At 69.5% G+C, this 16,909-nt stretch carries 17 protein-coding genes, 1 tRNA gene and 1 pseudogene; 14 read left to right on the top strand and 5 right to left on the bottom strand.

Features of this window, described 5'->3' with window-relative positions:
- Window positions 1-66: 66 nt before the first annotated feature.
- Window positions 67-156 (bottom strand) — tRNA-Ser (locus ACWPXE_RS17890).
- Window positions 157-365: 209 nt separating this feature from the next.
- Here ACWPXE_RS17890 and rplU point away from each other — a divergent pair.
- From rplU to ACWPXE_RS17865, 5 genes are all read left to right on the top strand, one after another.
- Window positions 366-683 (top strand): 50S ribosomal protein L21, encoded by a 318-nt coding sequence (gene rplU / locus ACWPXE_RS17885; RefSeq protein WP_014239459.1) that lies wholly within the window; start codon window positions 366-368, stop codon window positions 681-683.
- Between the two features lie 33 nt (window positions 684-716).
- Complete coding sequence (rpmA, locus tag ACWPXE_RS17880; protein WP_454018858.1) at window positions 717-995, top strand: 50S ribosomal protein L27; 279 nt, start codon at window positions 717-719, stop codon at window positions 993-995.
- A gap of 147 nt (window positions 996-1,142) precedes the next feature.
- Window positions 1,143-2,384, top strand: coding sequence for a GTPase ObgE (gene obgE / locus ACWPXE_RS17875; RefSeq protein WP_454018857.1), 1,242 nt, complete (start codon window positions 1,143-1,145; stop codon window positions 2,382-2,384).
- On the top strand, window positions 2,317-3,525 hold the full coding sequence (gene proB / locus ACWPXE_RS17870; protein ID WP_454018856.1) for a glutamate 5-kinase: 1,209 nt from the start codon (window positions 2,317-2,319) through the stop codon (window positions 3,523-3,525). The genes obgE and proB overlap by 68 nt, the downstream gene beginning before the upstream one ends.
- A complete protein-coding gene (locus tag ACWPXE_RS17865) occupies window positions 3,522-4,205 on the top strand; it encodes an HAD family hydrolase (protein WP_454018855.1) in 684 nt (227 codons plus the stop codon). Before proB ends, ACWPXE_RS17865 begins: the two co-directional genes overlap by 4 nt.
- A 16-nt stretch (window positions 4,206-4,221) precedes the next feature.
- On the opposite strand, the gene ACWPXE_RS17860 is transcribed toward ACWPXE_RS17865, so the two are convergent.
- Window positions 4,222-4,965, bottom strand: a complete 744-nt coding sequence (locus tag ACWPXE_RS17860) for a sulfite exporter TauE/SafE family protein (RefSeq protein WP_454018854.1) — start codon at window positions 4,963-4,965, stop codon at window positions 4,222-4,224.
- Window positions 4,966-5,072: 107 nt separating this feature from the next.
- Complete coding sequence (locus ACWPXE_RS17855) at window positions 5,073-5,924, bottom strand: c-type cytochrome (RefSeq protein WP_454018853.1); 852 nt, start codon at window positions 5,922-5,924, stop codon at window positions 5,073-5,075.
- 181 nt (window positions 5,925-6,105) lie between these two features.
- Here ACWPXE_RS17855 and ACWPXE_RS17850 point away from each other — a divergent pair, with 181 nt between their 5' ends.
- From ACWPXE_RS17850 to ACWPXE_RS17810, 9 genes and pseudogenes are all read left to right on the top strand, one after another.
- On the top strand, window positions 6,106-7,386 hold the full coding sequence (locus ACWPXE_RS17850; protein ID WP_454018852.1) for a glutamate-5-semialdehyde dehydrogenase: 1,281 nt from the start codon (window positions 6,106-6,108) through the stop codon (window positions 7,384-7,386).
- Window positions 7,387-7,522: 136 nt separating this feature from the next.
- Window positions 7,523-8,107, top strand: coding sequence for a nicotinate-nucleotide adenylyltransferase (locus ACWPXE_RS17845; protein ID WP_454019382.1), 585 nt, complete (start codon window positions 7,523-7,525; stop codon window positions 8,105-8,107).
- A gap of 56 nt (window positions 8,108-8,163) precedes the next feature.
- The gene (gene rsfS, locus ACWPXE_RS17840; RefSeq protein WP_449225198.1) at window positions 8,164-8,544 is read left to right on the top strand and encodes a ribosome silencing factor; all 381 of its coding nucleotides are present in this window, start codon (window positions 8,164-8,166) and stop codon (window positions 8,542-8,544) included.
- A 41-nt stretch (window positions 8,545-8,585) separates the two neighbouring features.
- Window positions 8,586-9,044 carry a 23S rRNA (pseudouridine(1915)-N(3))-methyltransferase RlmH gene (gene rlmH, locus ACWPXE_RS17835; protein WP_014239449.1) on the top strand — a complete coding sequence of 153 codons (459 nt, stop codon included), beginning with the start codon at window positions 8,586-8,588 and terminating at the stop codon, window positions 9,042-9,044.
- 146 nt (window positions 9,045-9,190) lie between these two features.
- Window positions 9,191-10,756, top strand: a complete 1,566-nt coding sequence (gene gpmI, locus ACWPXE_RS17830; protein WP_454018851.1) for a 2,3-bisphosphoglycerate-independent phosphoglycerate mutase — start codon at window positions 9,191-9,193, stop codon at window positions 10,754-10,756.
- Between the two features lie 13 nt (window positions 10,757-10,769).
- Window positions 10,770-12,194, top strand: a complete 1,425-nt coding sequence (locus tag ACWPXE_RS17825) for a murein hydrolase activator EnvC family protein (protein WP_454018850.1) — start codon at window positions 10,770-10,772, stop codon at window positions 12,192-12,194.
- Window positions 12,195-13,610, top strand: a complete 1,416-nt coding sequence (locus ACWPXE_RS17820) for a S41 family peptidase (RefSeq protein WP_454018849.1) — start codon at window positions 12,195-12,197, stop codon at window positions 13,608-13,610. It abuts the gene before it with no gap.
- A gap of 17 nt (window positions 13,611-13,627) precedes the next feature.
- A complete protein-coding gene (locus ACWPXE_RS17815; protein ID WP_454018848.1) occupies window positions 13,628-14,875 on the top strand; it encodes a divergent polysaccharide deacetylase family protein in 1,248 nt (415 codons plus the stop codon).
- Window positions 14,876-14,880: 5 nt separating this feature from the next.
- A pseudogene (locus ACWPXE_RS17810) lies at window positions 14,881-15,348 on the top strand (RNA pyrophosphohydrolase); the annotation flags it as partial.
- Window positions 15,349-15,398: 50 nt separating this feature from the next.
- Here ACWPXE_RS17810 and ACWPXE_RS17805 read toward each other — a convergent pair.
- Window positions 15,399-16,217: an acyl-ACP desaturase gene (locus tag ACWPXE_RS17805; protein WP_145674686.1), complete on the bottom strand. Its 819-nt coding sequence runs from the start codon at window positions 16,215-16,217 to the stop codon at window positions 15,399-15,401.
- Between the two features lie 200 nt (window positions 16,218-16,417).
- Window positions 16,418-16,831 carry a F0F1 ATP synthase subunit epsilon gene (locus ACWPXE_RS17800; protein WP_014239442.1) on the bottom strand — a complete coding sequence of 138 codons (414 nt, stop codon included), beginning with the start codon at window positions 16,829-16,831 and terminating at the stop codon, window positions 16,418-16,420.
- Window positions 16,832-16,909 lie beyond the last annotated feature (78 nt).

Below are 16,909 nucleotides of genomic sequence, written 5' to 3'. Positions count from 1 at the left end.
GCCGGAAACAAAAAAGCCTTCCCAGTCGGGAAGGCTTCTTCGTTTGAGCGTTCGCTCGAATGAGAGTGGCGGATGGGGGGAGATTCGAACTCCCGATACCCTCGCGGGTATGCCGCATTTCGAGTGCGGTGCATTCAACCGCTCTGCCACCCATCCGCTGCCCCGTTTCCGGGGTGGCGCGGAACCTACCCAAAAGCTTTTGGGGATGCAAGCCCTTGTTTGCAGGAAAATGAACGGGAAAATGCCACCATGCCTGTTGACTCCCGGTGGCCCATCAGTTAAATCCCCGCTCTCACGAACGGGCTTGCACCTCAAACGGTGGGCGAGCGGCCCTTCCGTTTGTTTTGAGATAGGCAGTGACGACGATGTTTGCAGTGATCCGCACCGGCGGCAAGCAGTACAAGGTCGCCAATGGCGACGTGATCCGCGTTGAGAAGCTCGAGGCCGAGGCCGGCGCTTCCATCACGCTCAACGACGTGCTGATGGTCAGCGACGGCGGCAGCACCACCCTTGGCACCCCGACGGTTGCCGGCGCTGCTGTGACCGCCGAGATCGTCGCCCAGGATCGCGGTCCGAAGATCATCGTCTTCAAGAAGAAGCGCCGCCAGAACTACCGCCGTAAGAACGGCCACCGCCAGGACCTGACCGTCCTGCGCATCACCGGGATCAACGGCGCCGCCTGAACGGCCGCCGACCAGTCACAGGAGTAACTCCCCATGGCCCATAAAAAAGCAGGCGGCTCCTCGCGCAACGGCCGCGATTCCGCTGGCCGCCGCCTCGGCGTGAAGCGTTTCGGTGGCGAGAACGTCGTTGCCGGCAACATCATCGTCCGCCAGCGCGGCACGAAGTTCCACCCCGGTGAGAACGTCGGCATCGGCAAGGACCACACCCTGTTCGCCAAGGCGAACGGCACCGTGGCCTTCAAGCGCAGCACCCAGGGGCGCACCTACGTCGCCATCCTGGCGGCGGAGGTCCCGGCGGTCGCGGCCGAGTAATCTCGTCCGGCCCGTACGGTGTAATCGGATAAATCGGGGGTTCGGGCAACCGGCCCCCGATTTTCTTTTGTTGATGTGGTGGTCACCGCCCCCTTCCCTCGGTTGGAGGACGGTGCGCAAACGGTAGATTGGCCGGCACGGTCCCCGATGAAGTTCCTCGATCAAGCCAAGGTGTATCTGAAAAGCGGCGACGGCGGCCCCGGCGCCATTGCCTTCCGCCGCGAGAAGTTCATCGAGTATGGCGGACCGGACGGCGGCAACGGCGGCCGTGGCGGCGACGTCGTGATCGAGGTCGTGAACGGCCTCAACACGCTGATCGATTACCGTTACAAGCAGCATTTCAAGGCGCAGCGCGGCAACCACGGCATGGGTGCCAACCGCAACGGCGCCAGGGGCGAGGACGTGGTCCTGCGCGTGCCGGTCGGCACCCAGATCCTGGACGAGGATCAGGAGACCGTCCTGCTCGACCTGACGGAACCCGGCCAGCGCGTCGTCATCCTGAAGGGCGGCGACGGCGGCTTCGGCAACGCCCATTACAAGACCCCGACCAACCGCGCCCCGCGCAAGTCGCACCCCGGCTGGCCGGGCGAGGAGCGCTGGGTCTGGCTGCGGCTGAAGCTGATCGCCGACACCGGCCTGCTCGGCCTGCCCAACGCCGGCAAGTCCACCTTCCTGGCCGCGACCACCGCGGCGCGCCCGAAGATCGCCGACTACCCCTTCACCACGCTGGCCCCCAACCTGGGCGTCGTCCGCGCGGGTGACGAGGAGTTCGTCATCGCCGACATCCCCGGCCTGATCGAAGGCGCGCACGAGGGGCACGGGCTGGGCGACCGCTTCCTCGGCCATGTGGAGCGCACCCGCGTGCTGCTGCACCTGATCGACGGCACGGCGGAGGACGTGGTCCAGTCCTACACCACCATCCGCAACGAGCTGGTCGCCTATGGCGGCAACCTCGCCGACAAGCTGGAGATCATCGGCCTGAACAAGGCCGACGCCCTGCTCGACGAGGAGGTCGCGGAGAAGAAGGCCGCGCTGGAGGCGGCGTCGGGTGCGGAGGTGATGGTTCTGTCCGGCGCCACCGGCCAGGGCGTCCAGGCGGTGCTTTACCGCTTGCTCACGCTCATCAAACAGTCCAAGGAAGAGGAGCCCGACGTCATCCAGGCTCCGGTCACGCGCTCCATCCCCCGGCCCCCGGTCGGCCAGAAGATGGACGACGAGTATGCGGGCTGGAACGAGGAGACGGGCGAGTACGACGATCTCCCCGAAGACGACTCGGATGAGGACGCGGCCGGGGACGACTCGGACGGAGACGACTGGGACGATGAAGGCGACGATGACGGTGACGACACCGAGCACAGCGGCAACGGCGACGACAACGCCAAAGGCTGATACCTCCTCCCTGCTCCCCACGTTGCTCGACGCGCGGCGGCTGGTCGTCAAGATCGGCTCCGCCCTGCTCGTCGACAGCGCCACCGGCCGGATGCGCCGCGAGTGGCTGGACGCGCTGGCCGACGACGTGGCGGCCTGCCGCAAGCGCGGCCAGGAGGTGGTGATCGTCACCTCCGGCGCCGTCGCCTGCGGGCGCGAGCATCTCGGCCTCGTCGGGCGCGCCCTGCGGCTGGAGGAGAAGCAGGCCGCCGCCGCCACCGGCCAGATCCGGCTCGCCGCCGCCTATCAGGAGACGCTGGCCCGCCACGGCCTGACCGTCGCCCAGGTGCTGGTGACGCTGGAAGACACCGAGGAGCGCCGCCGCCACCTCAACGGCCGCGCCACCATCGACACGCTGCTGAAACTGGGCGCCGTCCCGGTCATCAACGAGAACGACACGGTCGCCACCGCGGAGATCCGCTTCGGCGACAACGACCGTCTGGCGGCCCGCGTCGCCCAGATGATCAGCGCCGATACGCTGGTCCTTCTGTCGGACATCGACGGCCTCTACACCGCCGACCCGCGCAAGGACCCCGACGCCCGGCACATCCCGGTGGTCCAGGAACTGACCTCCGACATCGAGAACATGGCGGGTGAGCCGCCGCCCGGCTACAGCTCCGGCGGCATGGTGACTAAGATCGTCGCGGCGCGCGTCGCGCTGGCCGCCGGCTGCCGCATGGTCATCGCCAAGGGCAAGCGCATGAACCCGCTGGCCGCTCTGGAGCAGCGGCCCGAGCAGGGCGGAGCGCTGTGCACGTGGTTCCTGCCCGCCGCCTCCCCCTCCTCCGCCCGCAAGGCGTGGATCGGCGGCAACCTGAACGCCCACGGCGCGCTGACCGTGGACGCCGGCGCCCTGTCGGCGCTCGCCCGTGGGGCCAGCCTGCTGCCCGCCGGGGTGCGCACCGTCGAGGGCGACTTCGAGCGCGGCGACGTGGTGGTGGTGAAGGCGCCGGACGGGCGCGAGGTGGCGCGCGGCCTGACCGCCTACGCCGCCGAGGACGCCCGCCGCATCGCCGGCCGCAAGAGCCACGAGATCGAGGAGATCCTCGGCTACCGGGGCCGTGACGAGATGATCCACCGCGACGATCTGGTGGTGCGGTGAGCGGTTCGATCGTGGGCCGCCCGCCCCTCCAGGCGATCCTGTGGGACATCGACGGCACGCTGCTCGACAGCGAGCCGTGGCACCAGCGCGCCACCATTGCGGTTTGCCGGCTGCACGGCCATGCCCTGTCCGACACGGACTACGCGGCCACGCTGGGCGTCGCCTTCCCCGAGCTGTACGCCAGGCTGCACGCCGCCCGGCCCATGGCCCTGACTTTCCGGGAATGGGCGGACGCCATCACTGACCTCTATCTGGAGCGCATCGCCGAGGTGGAGGCGCGGGCCGGCGCCCTGGCGCTGGTCGACGCCTTCGCGGAGCGGGGGCTGCTGCAGGCCTGCGTGTCGAACAGCGGACGCCGCGTGGTCGACGCCAACCTGCGCCACATGGGCAGCCCGCATTTCCTGTTCGGCCTCAGCCGCGACGACGTGAGCAAGGGCAAGCCGGACCCCGAGCCCTACCTGACCGCCGCCGCCCGCCTCGGCGTGCCGCCCGCGGCCTGCGCGGTGATCGAGGACAGCCCGACCGGCGCCCGCGCCGCCAAGGCCGCCGGCATGCTGACCATCGCCTGGCCACAGCACGCCGACCTGCTGTTCGAGGCCGCCGACCATGTGGTGGCGGACCCGGCGGGGCTGGATTGGGATAGCCTATGCGGCCTTGCGGAGCGCATGGCGGCGGACTGACCGCCGCTTGCCCTTTTCACCCCTTGGCGACGAAGAAATAGACGGTCATCGCCACGCCCACCGCGATCACGAACTTGCGCAGGATCGGCGGCGGGATGTGGCGGGCGACGGCGGCCCCGGCGTAGCCGCCGGCCACGGCAGCCACCATCATAATGAGCGCCTCGTTCCAATAGACCGCACCGCCGAAGACGAAGGCCACCACCGCGACCGCGTTCAGGCAGCCGGAGACCAGCGCCTTCAGCCCGTTCATCGCGTGCAGATCGGTCAGGCCGAAGACTCCCAGCGTCGCCAGGATCAGGATGCCGATCCCCCCGCCGAAATAGCCGCCGTAGATGGCGATGAAGAACTGCACGATCAGCACGGTGTTGTGACCGACCTTGAAGTTGCGGCGGATGTAGGCCGACACCTTCGGGCCGAAGGCGAACAGCACCGTCGCGAACAGCAGCAGCCAGGGGATGATCTCCTCGAACACGCGCTGCGGCGTCCACAGCAGGAGCAGCGCGCCCAGCAGCCCGCCGATCAGGCTGACGCCGAGGAAGGCTGGCAGGCTGACCTCCTTGATCCGCCCCAACTCCCGCCGGTAGCCGTAGGCGCTGGCCAGCGCGCCCGGCGACACCGCCACCGTGCTGGTCGCGTTGGCGTTCAGCGGTGGCACGCCGGCCATGATCAGCGCCGGAAAGGTCAGGAAGCTGCCGCCACCGGCCACGGCGTTGAGCACGCCCGCGAAGAAGGCGGAGACGATCAGCAGCAGGGTCAGCATGGGGACACGGTCCGGCGGGTGGAAAAGCCCGCGGACTATGCCCTCTCGGCAAAGCTTCCGGTACTGCGTTTTCGGCGGTGCGGTATTTCACGCACGGCCGGTGGGGTCTAGCGGGTCGGGGGAAGCGTACGGAGGTAGGCGACCAGGGCGCCCAACTCGCCATCGCTCATGGACTTGTAATAATGATAGCCCATGGGCGGGCTCAGCCGGCTGCCGTCGGGACGTACACCCTCGGTGATCGCCTTGCGGATCTCCGCATCGGTCCAGCCGCCCAGCCCATGCTCCTTGTCCTGCGTGATGTTGCGGGACACCGCGTTGCCCCACGGCCCGGTGAAGTTCCGCCCGCCGGCCCCCATGCGCGTCATGTCGAGCCGCCCGTCCGGCAGCATCGGCGTGTGGCATTCCATGCAGTGGCCGAGCGGGCCGGCCATGTACGCGCCGTACGTCACCGGATCCGTACGCGGCACCTCGGCCACCGACCCGACCGGCGGTCCGTAGGCGGCGGGAAGCGCCATGCGATACTCGGACTTCGGGACAGAATGCCGCACCGGCGGCACGCTGCGCAGATAGGCGACGATGGCGCGCAGGTCGCCGTCCGACAAGCCGCGGTAGAAGCCGAAGGGCATCGGCGGCCCGATCAGGCTACCATCGGGGCGCCTGCCTTCGCGGATGGCGGCGATCAGCTGCTCGTCGGTCCAGCGCCCGATCCCCGTCTCCGGATCCGGCGTGATGTTGGAGGCGTAGGCGGTGAAGGGCTCCTCGACGAAGGGCGTCCCGCCGGCCAGTTCTTTTCCCGCGACCGGACCGTTCGGCCCCTGCGGCGTGTGGCAGTTGCCGCAGGCGACGATGCCGTTGACCAGGGCGCGCCCCCGCTCCAGCGGTGTTTCCGCCCAGGCCGATCCCCCCAGGCACACCACCCCAACGGCCACGGCGGCGCCGCGGCGGACCAGCCGGTTCATGAAAGGCTCCCTCGCCAATGTTGCATGAGGGAACGCTAACCACGCAACAATCCGTGGCCCAGGCTGAATGTTGAGTATTCCACTCAGCTTTTCGGCTTAACCGGCATGGCTTTCGCGGAAACGCAGGATCGGCTATGGTTCCGGCCCTTTTCAATTGGCGAACGCCACTGGAGTGAGACCGATGTCCGCCCTGCTTGAGACCACCGACGCCTTGCACGATCAGATGCTCGCCCTCGGCCGCGCCGCCCGCGCCGCCGCGGCGGAGCTGGCGACCGTGCCAAGCCCGTCGAAGGATCAGGCCTTGCGGGCGGCGGCTGCCGCGATCCGCGCCCGCAAGGCGGAGATCCAGGCGGCCAACGACGCGGATGTCGCCGCCGCCCGTGAGCGCGGCCTCGCCGGTCCCATGATCGAGCGCTTGGCCCTCAACGACGCCCGCATCGAGGCGATGGCCAAGGGGCTGGAGGACATCGCCGCCTTCCCCGACCCCATCGGCGGCGTCATCGCCGAATGGACCCGTCCCAACGGGCTGGCCATCCAGCGCGTGCGCGTGCCGCTGGGGGTGATCGGCATCATCTACGAGAGCCGCCCCAACGTCACCGCCGATGCCGGCGGCCTCTGCCTGAAGTCGGGCAACGCGGCGATCCTGCGCGGCGGGTCGGAGAGCATCCGCTCGTCCCGCGCCATCGCCGCCTGCCTGACCGATGGCTTGCGCGCCGCCGGGCTGCCGGAGGCGGCGATCCAGCTCGTCCCGACCACGGACCGGGCGGCGGTCGGCCACATGCTGACCATGCGCGACTGCATCGACGTGATCGTCCCGCGCGGCGGCAAGTCGCTGATCCAGCGCATCGCCGAGGAGAGCCGCATCCCGGTCATCAAGCATCTCGACGGCAACAACACCGTCTATGTCGACGCCGGGGCCGACCCGGAGAAGGCGCGCAAGGTGGTGATGAACGCCAAGATGCGCCGCACCTCGATCTGCGGCGCCGCCGAGACGCTGCTGGTCGACCGCAAGATCGCCGACGCCATGCTGCCGGTGCTGGTGAAGGACCTGCTGGACGCCGGCTGCGCCGTCCGCGGCGACGCCGCCGCCCAGGCCGTCGATCCGCGCGTGACGGCGGTGACGGCGGAGGACTGGGACACCGAGTATCTCGACGCCATCATCGCCTGCGGCGTGGTGGACGGGGTGGACGGGGCGATCGACCACATCAACCGCCACGGCTCCCACCACACCGACGCCATCGTGACCGAGGACCCGGCGGCGGCGGAGCGCTTCCTGCAGCGCATCGACAGCGGCATCGTGCTGTGGAACGCCAGCACCCAGTTCGCCGATGGCGGCGAGTTCGGCATGGGTGCTGAGATCGGCATCTCCACCGACAAGTTCCACGCCCGCGGCCCGGTCGGGGCGGAGCAGCTGACCAGCTACAAGTATGTCGTGCGCGGCGATGGCCAGACGCGGCCGTAAGCGCAGGCTTTTCCCCCACCTAACCCTCCCCGCTGGGCGGGGAGGGAACGAAGGCGCCCCATCCCCCCTCCCCCGCCCAGCGGGGAGGGCCGGGGTGGGGGCACCGTGAAACCACCCCCACCGCTACGCCGGCCCGCTGCACGCCGGCCTGCGCGTCGGGCTGCTCGGCGGGTCCTTCAACCCGGCCCACGCCGGACACCGGCACATCAGCCTGTACGCGCTGAAGGCGCTGGGGCTGGACCAGGTGTGGTGGCTGGTTAGCCCGCAGAACCCGCTGAAGCCGGTGCGTGGCATGGCGCCGCTCGCCGAGCGGCTGGAGGAGGCCCGGCGCACCGCCCGCCATCCGGCCATCCGGGTCACCGCCATCGAGCGGGAGCTTGGCACCCGCTACACCGCCGACACGCTGGCCAAGCTGACGCTCCGTTTCCCCAAAACGCGCTTCGTCTGGCTGATGGGGGCGGACAATCTTCGGCAAATCCCCCGCTGGCGGCATTGGACGCGCATCTTCCGGCTGGTGCCGGTTGCAGTTCTCGCCCGTCCAACTTATTCTATAGGGGCGCTTGGTGGCATAGCCGCTCAGCGCTATGCCCGTCGCCGGGTGAGCATGCACAAGGCCAAGGGGTTGGCCGGTTCGAAAACACCGGCCTGGATTTTCCTCCGCAACCCGCTGCATCCGGCTTCGGCGACGGCGATCCGCCGGGCACGCGCCAGCGGGTCGTGACCCTGTATCGCGAGGTAGGTACCATCAACACGTTCATCGAACCGGCCGCGCCCGTTGTGCGGCCCGCGCCCGTTCCCGTTCCCCAGCCGGACGAACTGAAGGCGCTCGTCGAGACGTCCCTGGACGACGATCAGGCCGAAGACGTCGTCGTCATCGACCTTGCCGGCAAGACCAGCATCGCCGACTACATGATCGTGGCGTCGGGCCGCAACACCCGGCACATCGCCGCCATGGCCATGAAGCTGGCCGACCGCATGAAGCAGGCCGGCCTGCGCGGCGTCGAGGTCGAGGGCCTGAACCAGTGCGACTGGGTTCTGGTCGATGCCGGGGACGTCATCATCCACCTGTTCCGCCCGGAAGTCCGGACCTTCTACAACATCGAGAAGATGTGGGGTCTGGAAACGCCGCGGCCCTCCGCCGAGCGCATGAGCGCCTGACGGACACCATTCGGGACGGGTGAGGAACGGGAGTCGGACCGATGCGTCTGTGGCTTGCCGCGGTTGGGCGGTCACGGACCGGTCCGGCGCGCGACCTGTATGACGAGTATGCCGGCCGCCTGTCCTGGCCGCTGACTCTGCGCGAGGTCGAGGTGAAGAAGCGCCTCGCCTCCGACGAGCTGAAGCGGCAGGAGGCGGAGCTGCTTTTGGCCGCCATTCCGGCCGGGGCCATCGTCGTGGCCCTGGACGAGCGCGGCAAGACCATCACCAGCGAGGCCTTCGCCGCCAAGATTGGCGGTTGGCGGGACCAGGGGGCGGGCGACATCGCCTTCCTGATCGGCGGGGCCGACGGCCACGGCGACGCGGTGCGGGCGCGCGCCGATTTTCTTTTGGCCTTGGGCGCCATGACATGGCCGCATATGCTGGTGCGAGGCATGTTGGCGGAGCAAATCTACCGTGCCCAGCAAATTCTGGCCGGACACCCCTATCACCGTGCATGACTCCCATTGTGCGCGTGCGCAGGCGTGCCATTTTCTGATCCGGCCCAAGGCGATGCGCGCGTAAAAAGGCATCAGCCACAAGAAACCGCGTCAAACAGTTCGACCGAGACCCGCAACCCGACCGTGACAGGCGTATGAGGACCGTGATGACCGAGACCAATCGTCCCCGACCCGTAGTGCTGTGCATCCTGGATGGCTGGGGCTACCGCGAGGAACGCGAGGACAACGCCATCGCCCAGGGCAACACGCCCAACTGGGACCGGCTGTGGTCGTCGGAGCCGCGCGCCTTCCTGGAGGCCAGCGAGGAGGAGGTCGGGCTGCCCAAGGGCCAGATGGGCAACTCCGAGGTCGGTCACATGAATCTGGGCGCCGGCCGCGTCGTCCGCCAGGATCTGGTGATGATCGACCACGCCATCGTCGAGGGCGAGCTGGAGCGCAACGCCGCGCTGAACGACCTCGCCAAGACGCTGCTGGCCTCGGGCGGGCGCTGCCACATCCTGGGCCTGCTGTCGCCGGGCGGCGTCCATTCGCACCAGGACCACATCGCGGCGCTGGCCGGTGTGCTGGCCCATGAAGGCGTCCCGGTCGAGATTCACGCCTTCACCGACGGCCGCGACGTGCCGCCGCAGAGCGCCAAGGACCAGATGGCCGAGTTCATGGCCGACGTCCACGCCCTGCCCGGCGTCAACGTCGCCACGGTCAGCGGGCGCTACTACGCCATGGACCGCGACAAGCGCTGGGACCGCGTCGCCAAGGCCTACGCCGCTCTGGTCAGCGCCGAGGGCCTGACGGCGGCCGACCCGATCCAGGCCATCGAGCAGAGCTACGCCGCCGGCACCCACGACGAGTTCATCCTGCCGACCGTCATCGACGGCTACACCGGCATGAAGGACGGCGACGCCATCCTGATGGCAAACTTCCGCGCCGACCGCGCCCGCGAAATCCTGGCCGCCTTCGTCGACCCGGCCTTCGACGGGTTCGAGCGCGCCTCGGTCCCGAAGCTGGCCGCCGCCGTCGGCATGGTCGAGTACTCGTCCACGCTCGCCAAGCTGATGACGACCATCTTTCCGCCGAAATCCCTGACCAAGGTGCTGGGCGAAGTGGTCAGCGAGGCCGGATTGACCCAGTTGCGCATCGCCGAGACGGAAAAGTACCCGCACGTCACCTTCTTCTTCAACGGTGGCGAGGAGCGCGTGTATCCGGGCGAGGACCGCATCCTGGTGCCGTCGCCGAAGGTCGCGACCTACGACCTCCAGCCGGAGATGTCCGCCGCCGAGGTGACCGACAAGGTCGTCGCCGCCGTGGACAGCGGGAAATACGATCTGGTGGTCATCAACTACGCCAACCCCGACATGGTCGGCCACAGCGGCATCCTGCCCGCCGCCATCAAGGCGGTCGAGGCGGTGGACGTCAGCCTGGGCCGGCTGGAGGCCGCCGTGCGCGCCCAGGGCGGCGTGATGCTGGTCACCGCCGACCACGGCAACTGCGAGCTGATGAAGGACCCGCAGACCAACGGCCCGCACACCGCCCACACGCTGGACAAGGTGCCCTTGGTGCTGGTGAACGGCCCCGCCGGGGTGTCCGCGATCCGCAGCGGGCGTCTGGCCGACATCGCCCCGACGCTGCTCGACCTGATGAAGCTGCCGCAGCCGGCGGAGATGACTGGCAAGAGCCTGATCGACCGCGCCAGCGCGCGGGCCGCCGCGGAATAAGGCAGAACCGGGCATGGGCGCAGGGCGCGATCATCCGGCGGGTGTTGCTCTGCTCCCCCTCCCCGTCTCCGTTCCGCAAGGCGCCGGGCGGAGACGGGCGTTTTCTTGGCGGTCAGCCCTGCTGACCGCCACCCTTCTCGTCATCTCCACCGCCGCCACCGCGCAGACCGAGTCCCCCGGGCAGACTCTGAAGCGGGTGGAGCAGGATCTCCAGACCGACAAGGCCCTGCAACGGCAGCTCGACCGCCAGTCGCAGACGCTCCAGAAGGAATTGGACGAGCTGCGCGACCGGCTGGTCGGTCTGGCCGACCAGGAGCGGGCGCAGGAGGACGAACTCGCCCATCTCGAAGAATCCCTGACCGCGCTGGAGACGCAGGAGCGCAACCAAGCCGAGAAGCTGGAGGGCGAGCGGCAGCAGATCGCCGCCCTGCTCGCCGCCCTGCAGCGCGTCGCCCGCATCCCGCCGGAAGCGGCGCTGGCCCGCCCGGACGGGCCGGTGGACACGCTGCGCTCCGCCCTGCTGCTGCGCGACACGGTGCCGGCCCTGCGTGCCCGCGCCGACGCGCTGGCCCAGGCGCTGACCCGGCTGGCCGAGACGCGCGAGACGCTGCAGGCCCAGCGCGGCCGCACCTACGCCGCCCGCCTCACCCTGATCGACCGCCAGAAGGAGATCGGCCAGCTCGTCGCCCGGCGCGAGGAACTGTCGCGCCAGACCGAGGAGGAGCGCCAGCAGGTCGCCCAGCGCACCGCCCGGCTGACCGGTCAGGCCGCCGACCTGCGCCAGCTGATGGACCGCATCGAGGCCGAACGCCGCGCCGCCGCCGCCATGGCGGCCAAGCGCGAGGCCGAGCGGCTGGAGGCGGAGCGCCGCGAAGCCGAACGCCGCCTCGCCGAGCAGCGGGCCGCGGAGCAGAAGGCGGCCGAGCAGAAGCTGGCGGAACAGAAGGCGGCGGAGCAGCGCGCCGCCGAACAGAAACTCGCGGAGCAGCGGGCCAACGAACAGCGGGCCAAGGCCGAGGCGGAAACCGCCCGCACCGCGCCCAGCCCGCCCGCCGGGGAACGCCTGCCGGTGGGCGGCCGGGTGACCGTCCGCTACGGCGAGGCCGACCGCTACGGCGCGACCAGCCGGGGCGTCACCATCCAGGCCCGCGCCGGCTCGACGGTGGTGTCACCGCAGGCCGGAACGATCGTCTTCGCCGGGCCGTTCCGCGGCTATGGCCAAATCTTGATCGTGGAACACAGCCACGGATATCATAGTCTCATCGCTGGATTTGGCCGCATCGACACGGCCGTCGGACGGCGCGTGGCCACGGGGGAACCCATCGGCCTGATGCCCGCCGACGGGTCACCCGATCTTTACTTCGAGCTAAGACGTCACGGACAGCCGATCAATCCACAGCGCGGTTTCGGCGCCCCGGAGGGGAAAGGACAAGGGTAGATGAGGATAGTCAAGCGTGCCGCCACCGCCGCGGCCCTGGTGTTTCTGGGGGCCGGCGTCGCCACCGTCACCGCGCAGGTGAACAGCACCGGCAACAGTTCCGAGACCTACCGCCAGCTCAACCTGTTCGGCGACGTGTTCGAGCGCGTGCGCGCCGAGTATGTCGAGTCGACGACGGACGAGCAGCTGATCGAGTCCGCCATCAACGGAATGCTCACCTCGCTCGACCCGCATTCCAGCTATCTGAACCGCAAGAGCTTCCAGGACATGCAGGTTCAGACCCGCGGCGAGTTCGGCGGGCTGGGCATCGAGGTGACGATGGAGAACGGCCTGATCAAGGTCGTGTCCCCCATCGACGAGACGCCGGCCTTCCGCGCCGGGCTGCAGCCGGGCGACCTGATCATCCAGCTCAACGGCGAGGCCGTCATGGGCCTGTCGCTGAACGAGGCGGTGGAGAAGATGCGCGGCCCGGTGGGCAGCGACATCAAGGTCACCGTGCGCCGCGGCGAGGCCGGCGAGCCGTTCGAGGTCACGCTGACCCGCGCCGTCATCAAGGTGCAGTCGGTCCGCTACCGCACCGAGGGCGACATCGGCTACGTCCGCGTCACCAGCTTCAACGAGCAGACGCAGCAGGGGCTGGAGAAGGCCATCGCCTCGATCCAGCAGCAGCTGGGCGACAAGCTGAAGGGCTACGTCCTCGACCTGCGCAACAACCCCGGCGGCCTGCTCGACCAGGCGGTCTCCGTCTCCGACACCTTCCTGGAGAAGGGGGAGATCGTCTCCACCCGCGGCCGCAAGGCGGAGGAAGGCACGCGCTACAACGCCAAGCCCGGCGACCTCGCCAAGGGCCTGCCGGTCGTGGTGCTGATCAACGGCGGCTCGGCCTCGGCCTCGGAAATCGTCGCCGGTGCTCTGCAGGACCACAAGCGGGCGCTCGTCCTCGGCACCCAGTCCTTCGGCAAGGGCTCGGTCCAGACGATCATCCCGCTGCCCGGCCACGGCGCGATGCGCCTGACCACGGCGCGCTACTACACGCCGTCGGGCAAGTCGATCCAGGCGCTGGGCATCACCCCGGACATCGAGGTGCACCCGGCCCGCGTCGAGGAGACCGACCAGGGTCTGATCCGCCGCCGCGAGAGCGACCTGCGCGGCGCGCTGCGCAACCCGGACGCCCCCCGACCGGCCACCACCCAGCCGGCCCCGGCGCCGGGCGCCAGCAACGCTCCGGCCCCCGGTGCAGCGCCGGGTGGTGCGGCCCCCGGTGCAACCCCGGCTCCCGCCAACGGCAACGCCCCGGCGGCGCCGTCCGCGGAGAATGGGGAGGGCGCACCCAACCAGCCGCCCTTCGACTACCAACTGGCCCGCGCGCTCGACCTGCTGCGGGGCGTCGCCCTGTTCCAGGCCCGCGCGCACTGAGGGGAGGTAACGGGTCCGTGAACGCTGCCGCCCTGCTGGGCCGCCTGAAGCCCGCGAAACGGGAACGTTCCGGACCCGGCCTGCTGGCCCGCCTCCGGCGCCGGAAGGCCGGCGGCGATTCGGACGACGCGCCGCGCGCAGGCAAGGAGCGCCGCCCGCTGTCGCCCCTCGCCAAGAGGCTGCTCGGCGCCTACGCCGTGCTGGCCCTCGGGCTGGGCGGGCTGGGCGGCTGGCTGGCGATGAACGCGGCGCACACCACCGAGGCGTGGCAGGCCGCGATTCCCAGCGTCGAGGTGGCGGTGAAGGGCGCACAGCTCCCACAGCCGCCGACAGCACCGCCCGCCGCGGCGACGGTTCCCGTCCAACCGGCTCCGCCTGCGGCCTCGCCTCCGGCGGCTCCCCCGCCACCCATCGTCGCGGCTCCCCCGCCGCCGCTCGCCGTGGTCATGAACGAACCGGTCACCCTGACGCCGGCCCCCGTCCCCGGCTTGGTCGAGGATTCGCGCAACGGGCCGCTGCCGCGCATCGCCGAGGACGGGCGCAAGCCCTGGCAGGTCTACGCCCGGCCCTTCCCCGCCGCCGACCGCCGCCCGCGCATCGCCATCGTGCTGGCCGAGATGGGCATCTCCGGCGTGACCACCGGCAACGCCCTGCAGAAGCTGCCGCCGACCATCACGCTGGCCTTCGTCCCCTACGCCGACCGGCTGGACAACTGGGTCGAGCGCGCCCGCGGCAAGGGGCACGAGGTGATGCTCTCCGTCCCCATGGAGCCGCAGGACTACCCACGCAACGACCCCGGCCCCAACGCCCTTCTCACCATGCTGCCGCCGGAGCGCAACATGGAGAGGCTGGAATGGTCGCTGGGCAAGGCGGTCGGCTATGTCGGCATCACCAGCACCACGGGCAGCAAATTCACCGCCAACCCCGACGCGGTGAACCCGGTCGTCGCGGCTATGAAGGCGCGCGGCCTGATGGTGCTCGACGCCCGCGCCAACCCGCGCAGCGTTGCCGGAACCCTGGCGGGTCAGGCGGGCGTGCCGCGGGCCTTCGCCGACCGCGTGATCGACCGCGACCTGTCGCGCGGTGCCATCGACGACCAGCTCGCCGAGCTGGAAGCCATCGCCAAGGCCAACGGGGCCGCGGTGGGCATCGGCGCGCCCTACCCCAGCACCATCGAACGGATCAACCTGTGGCTCACCGGGCTGGCCGACCGTGGCATCGCCATCGTGCCGGTCTCCGCCGTGGCCAACATGCAGAAGCAATGAGGCGCATGAGCAAGAAGCCCATCGACCGCGAGTCCCTCCCCTACCGCCCCTGCGTGGGGGTGATGCTGCTGAACGACCGCGGGCAGGTCTTCGTGGCCCGGCGCTGCGACAGCAAGGACGCTTGGCAGATGCCCCAGGGCGGCATCGACGAGGGAGAGGGCGTGCATGAGGCCGCCCTGCGCGAGCTGAAGGAGGAGATCGGCACGGACAAGGCCGAAATTCTCGGGGAGACGGCGGAAAAGCTGCGCTACGACCTGCCCGATCATCTGCTGGGCAAGGTCTGGAAGGGCCGCTGGCGCGGGCAGGAGCAGGTCTGGCTGGCCGCCCGCTTCACCGGCGCGGACGCCGACATCGACCTCGCCACCGAGCATCCGGAGTTCGACGCCTGGAAATGGGTCGATGCCGACGATCTGCCCGGCCTGATCGTGCCCTTCAAGCGCCCGGTCTACGAGTCAGTGCTGTCGGAGTTCGCCCCGGTGATCGCGGCTCTGCGGCGGGGCTGCCCCCGCCGAGTCCGGCCTGTTCAGGCGACCTTGGCCAGCCGCTTGGCGCGGCTTTCGATCAGCCACCAGGCGCCGCGGGCCGCGACGCTGTAGAAGCGGGTGTGCGGCTTCAGCCCGCAGGCCTTGAAGACCATCGCCACCGCGCGGTCGACGTGCTTGGGCCGGTAGCGGCCGTAGGCGCGACGCATGTAGGCCTGATTGTAGGTCTTGTGCGCGTAGGGCTCGCCCTCCGGCGCGTTGGCCGCGTAGTAGGCGTAGGCCAGCTCGTCGTCCTCCGACTCGCCGATGCGCGACAGCGCCACCTTGAGCCGCTGGAACTTGTTGAGCTGCTCCAGCTCCAGATACTTCTTCGTGTAGGTGTAGAAGAGCTTGAAGTGGCGCAACTCGTCGGCGGCGATGTTCTTGCAGATCAGCTTGAGGACCGGTTCGTCCGTCGAGTCGCCGATGGCCGCGTAGTAGCTGCTGGTGCCGGTCTCGACCATGCAGCGGGCGATCATCTCGCCGGTGCGCGAGCCGCGGACCGAGGCGTCGAGGTCGATCGGCACCTTGTAGCCGGCGCGGAAGCGCTCGACGGCCCGGTCGAAGTTGAAGGTCGGATCGACCAGCTCCGCCCATTTGCCGAGCGCGCGGCCATGCTGGACCTCTTCGACCGCCCAGCCGTGCGCGACCTCCTGGAACTCGGGATCGTCGTGGAAGACGTTGCAGAGATAGGCCGTGTAGTCGTCGGCGTTGAACTCCACCAGGGCCGCCGCCTTGATGAGCGGGACGAGATCGGGATCGACCTTGCCGTGGTCCAATTGATCCCAGGGAAGCTCTTCGTATTTCCAGTGCAACGCCACACTCCACTCCCGCTGCTGGCCGCCGTTCCGGGCCGGTTGTTCCACGCTCTGACGGAGAACAGGACCATAAAAACAAAAACGCCTCGACGGACGGGCCGGGAGGCGTTCGATCCCTTGCGGGATACTATGTATGGCTGCGAAGGCGCAATGCAACGGAAACGGCCCAGCCGGCGTTCGCCGCCGCCGGGCCGTGCCCGCTGTCAGTGCGTGGTCGCGCCGGTCGCGTCGAGCTTGGCGCGGGCGATGGCGATCTTCGCCTCCACGCGGGCCTTCTCGTCGTCGGACTTGGCGTCTTCCAGATCCTCGCCCAGGTCGCGGATCTGCTGCTCGACCTTGGCGCGGTCGATCTCGGCAACCGCGATGGCCTCCTCGGCCAGGACGGTGCAGCGGGTCTCGGTCACCTCGGCGAAGCCGCCGGCGACGAACACCCGGTCGACCACGCGATCGGCCTCGTAGACGTCGATCACGCCCGGACGGACGGTCGAAATCATCGGCGAGTGGCCGGCGAGGACGCCGAAGTCACCTTCCGAACCCGGCACCACGACCATGTCGACGGGCTGCGAGGTCAGCAGCTTCTCCGGAGAGACCAGCTCGAATTCGACTTTATCGGCCATGGGTTTCCTGGTGCCTCTTCATAAGAACCCCCTCCCCCGCGCGGGCGGAGGAGAGGGTTAGCCTCGTTACCGAACCTC

The organism is Azospirillum sp. Marseille-Q6669, from assembly GCF_965111635.1.
Note: the sequence above shows the minus strand (reverse complement) of the source record. Positions and strands in the feature narration are given on the sequence as shown.

Coding starts and splice junctions, on each gene's coding strand:
- rplU (WP_014239459.1), top strand. CDS start 366: ATGTTTGCAGTGATCCGCACCGGCGGCAAGCAGTACAAGGTCGCCAAT.
- proB (WP_454018856.1), top strand. CDS start 2,317: ATGAAGGCGACGATGACGGTGACGACACCGAGCACAGCGGCAACGGCG.
- ACWPXE_RS17860 (WP_454018854.1), bottom strand. CDS start 4,965: ATGCTGACCCTGCTGCTGATCGTCTCCGCCTTCTTCGCGGGCGTGCTC.
- rpmA (WP_454018858.1), top strand. CDS start 717: ATGGCCCATAAAAAAGCAGGCGGCTCCTCGCGCAACGGCCGCGATTCC.
- gpmI (WP_454018851.1), top strand. CDS start 9,191: ATGACCGAGACCAATCGTCCCCGACCCGTAGTGCTGTGCATCCTGGAT.
- obgE (WP_454018857.1), top strand. CDS start 1,143: ATGAAGTTCCTCGATCAAGCCAAGGTGTATCTGAAAAGCGGCGACGGC.
- ACWPXE_RS17850 (WP_454018852.1), top strand. CDS start 6,106: ATGTCCGCCCTGCTTGAGACCACCGACGCCTTGCACGATCAGATGCTC.
- ACWPXE_RS17825 (WP_454018850.1), top strand. CDS start 10,770: ATGGGCGCAGGGCGCGATCATCCGGCGGGTGTTGCTCTGCTCCCCCTC.
- rlmH (WP_014239449.1), top strand. CDS start 8,586: ATGCGTCTGTGGCTTGCCGCGGTTGGGCGGTCACGGACCGGTCCGGCG.
- ACWPXE_RS17855 (WP_454018853.1), bottom strand. CDS start 5,924: ATGAACCGGCTGGTCCGCCGCGGCGCCGCCGTGGCCGTTGGGGTGGTG.
- ACWPXE_RS17800 (WP_014239442.1), bottom strand. CDS start 16,831: ATGGCCGATAAAGTCGAATTCGAGCTGGTCTCTCCGGAGAAGCTGCTG.
- ACWPXE_RS17820 (WP_454018849.1), top strand. CDS start 12,195: ATGAGGATAGTCAAGCGTGCCGCCACCGCCGCGGCCCTGGTGTTTCTG.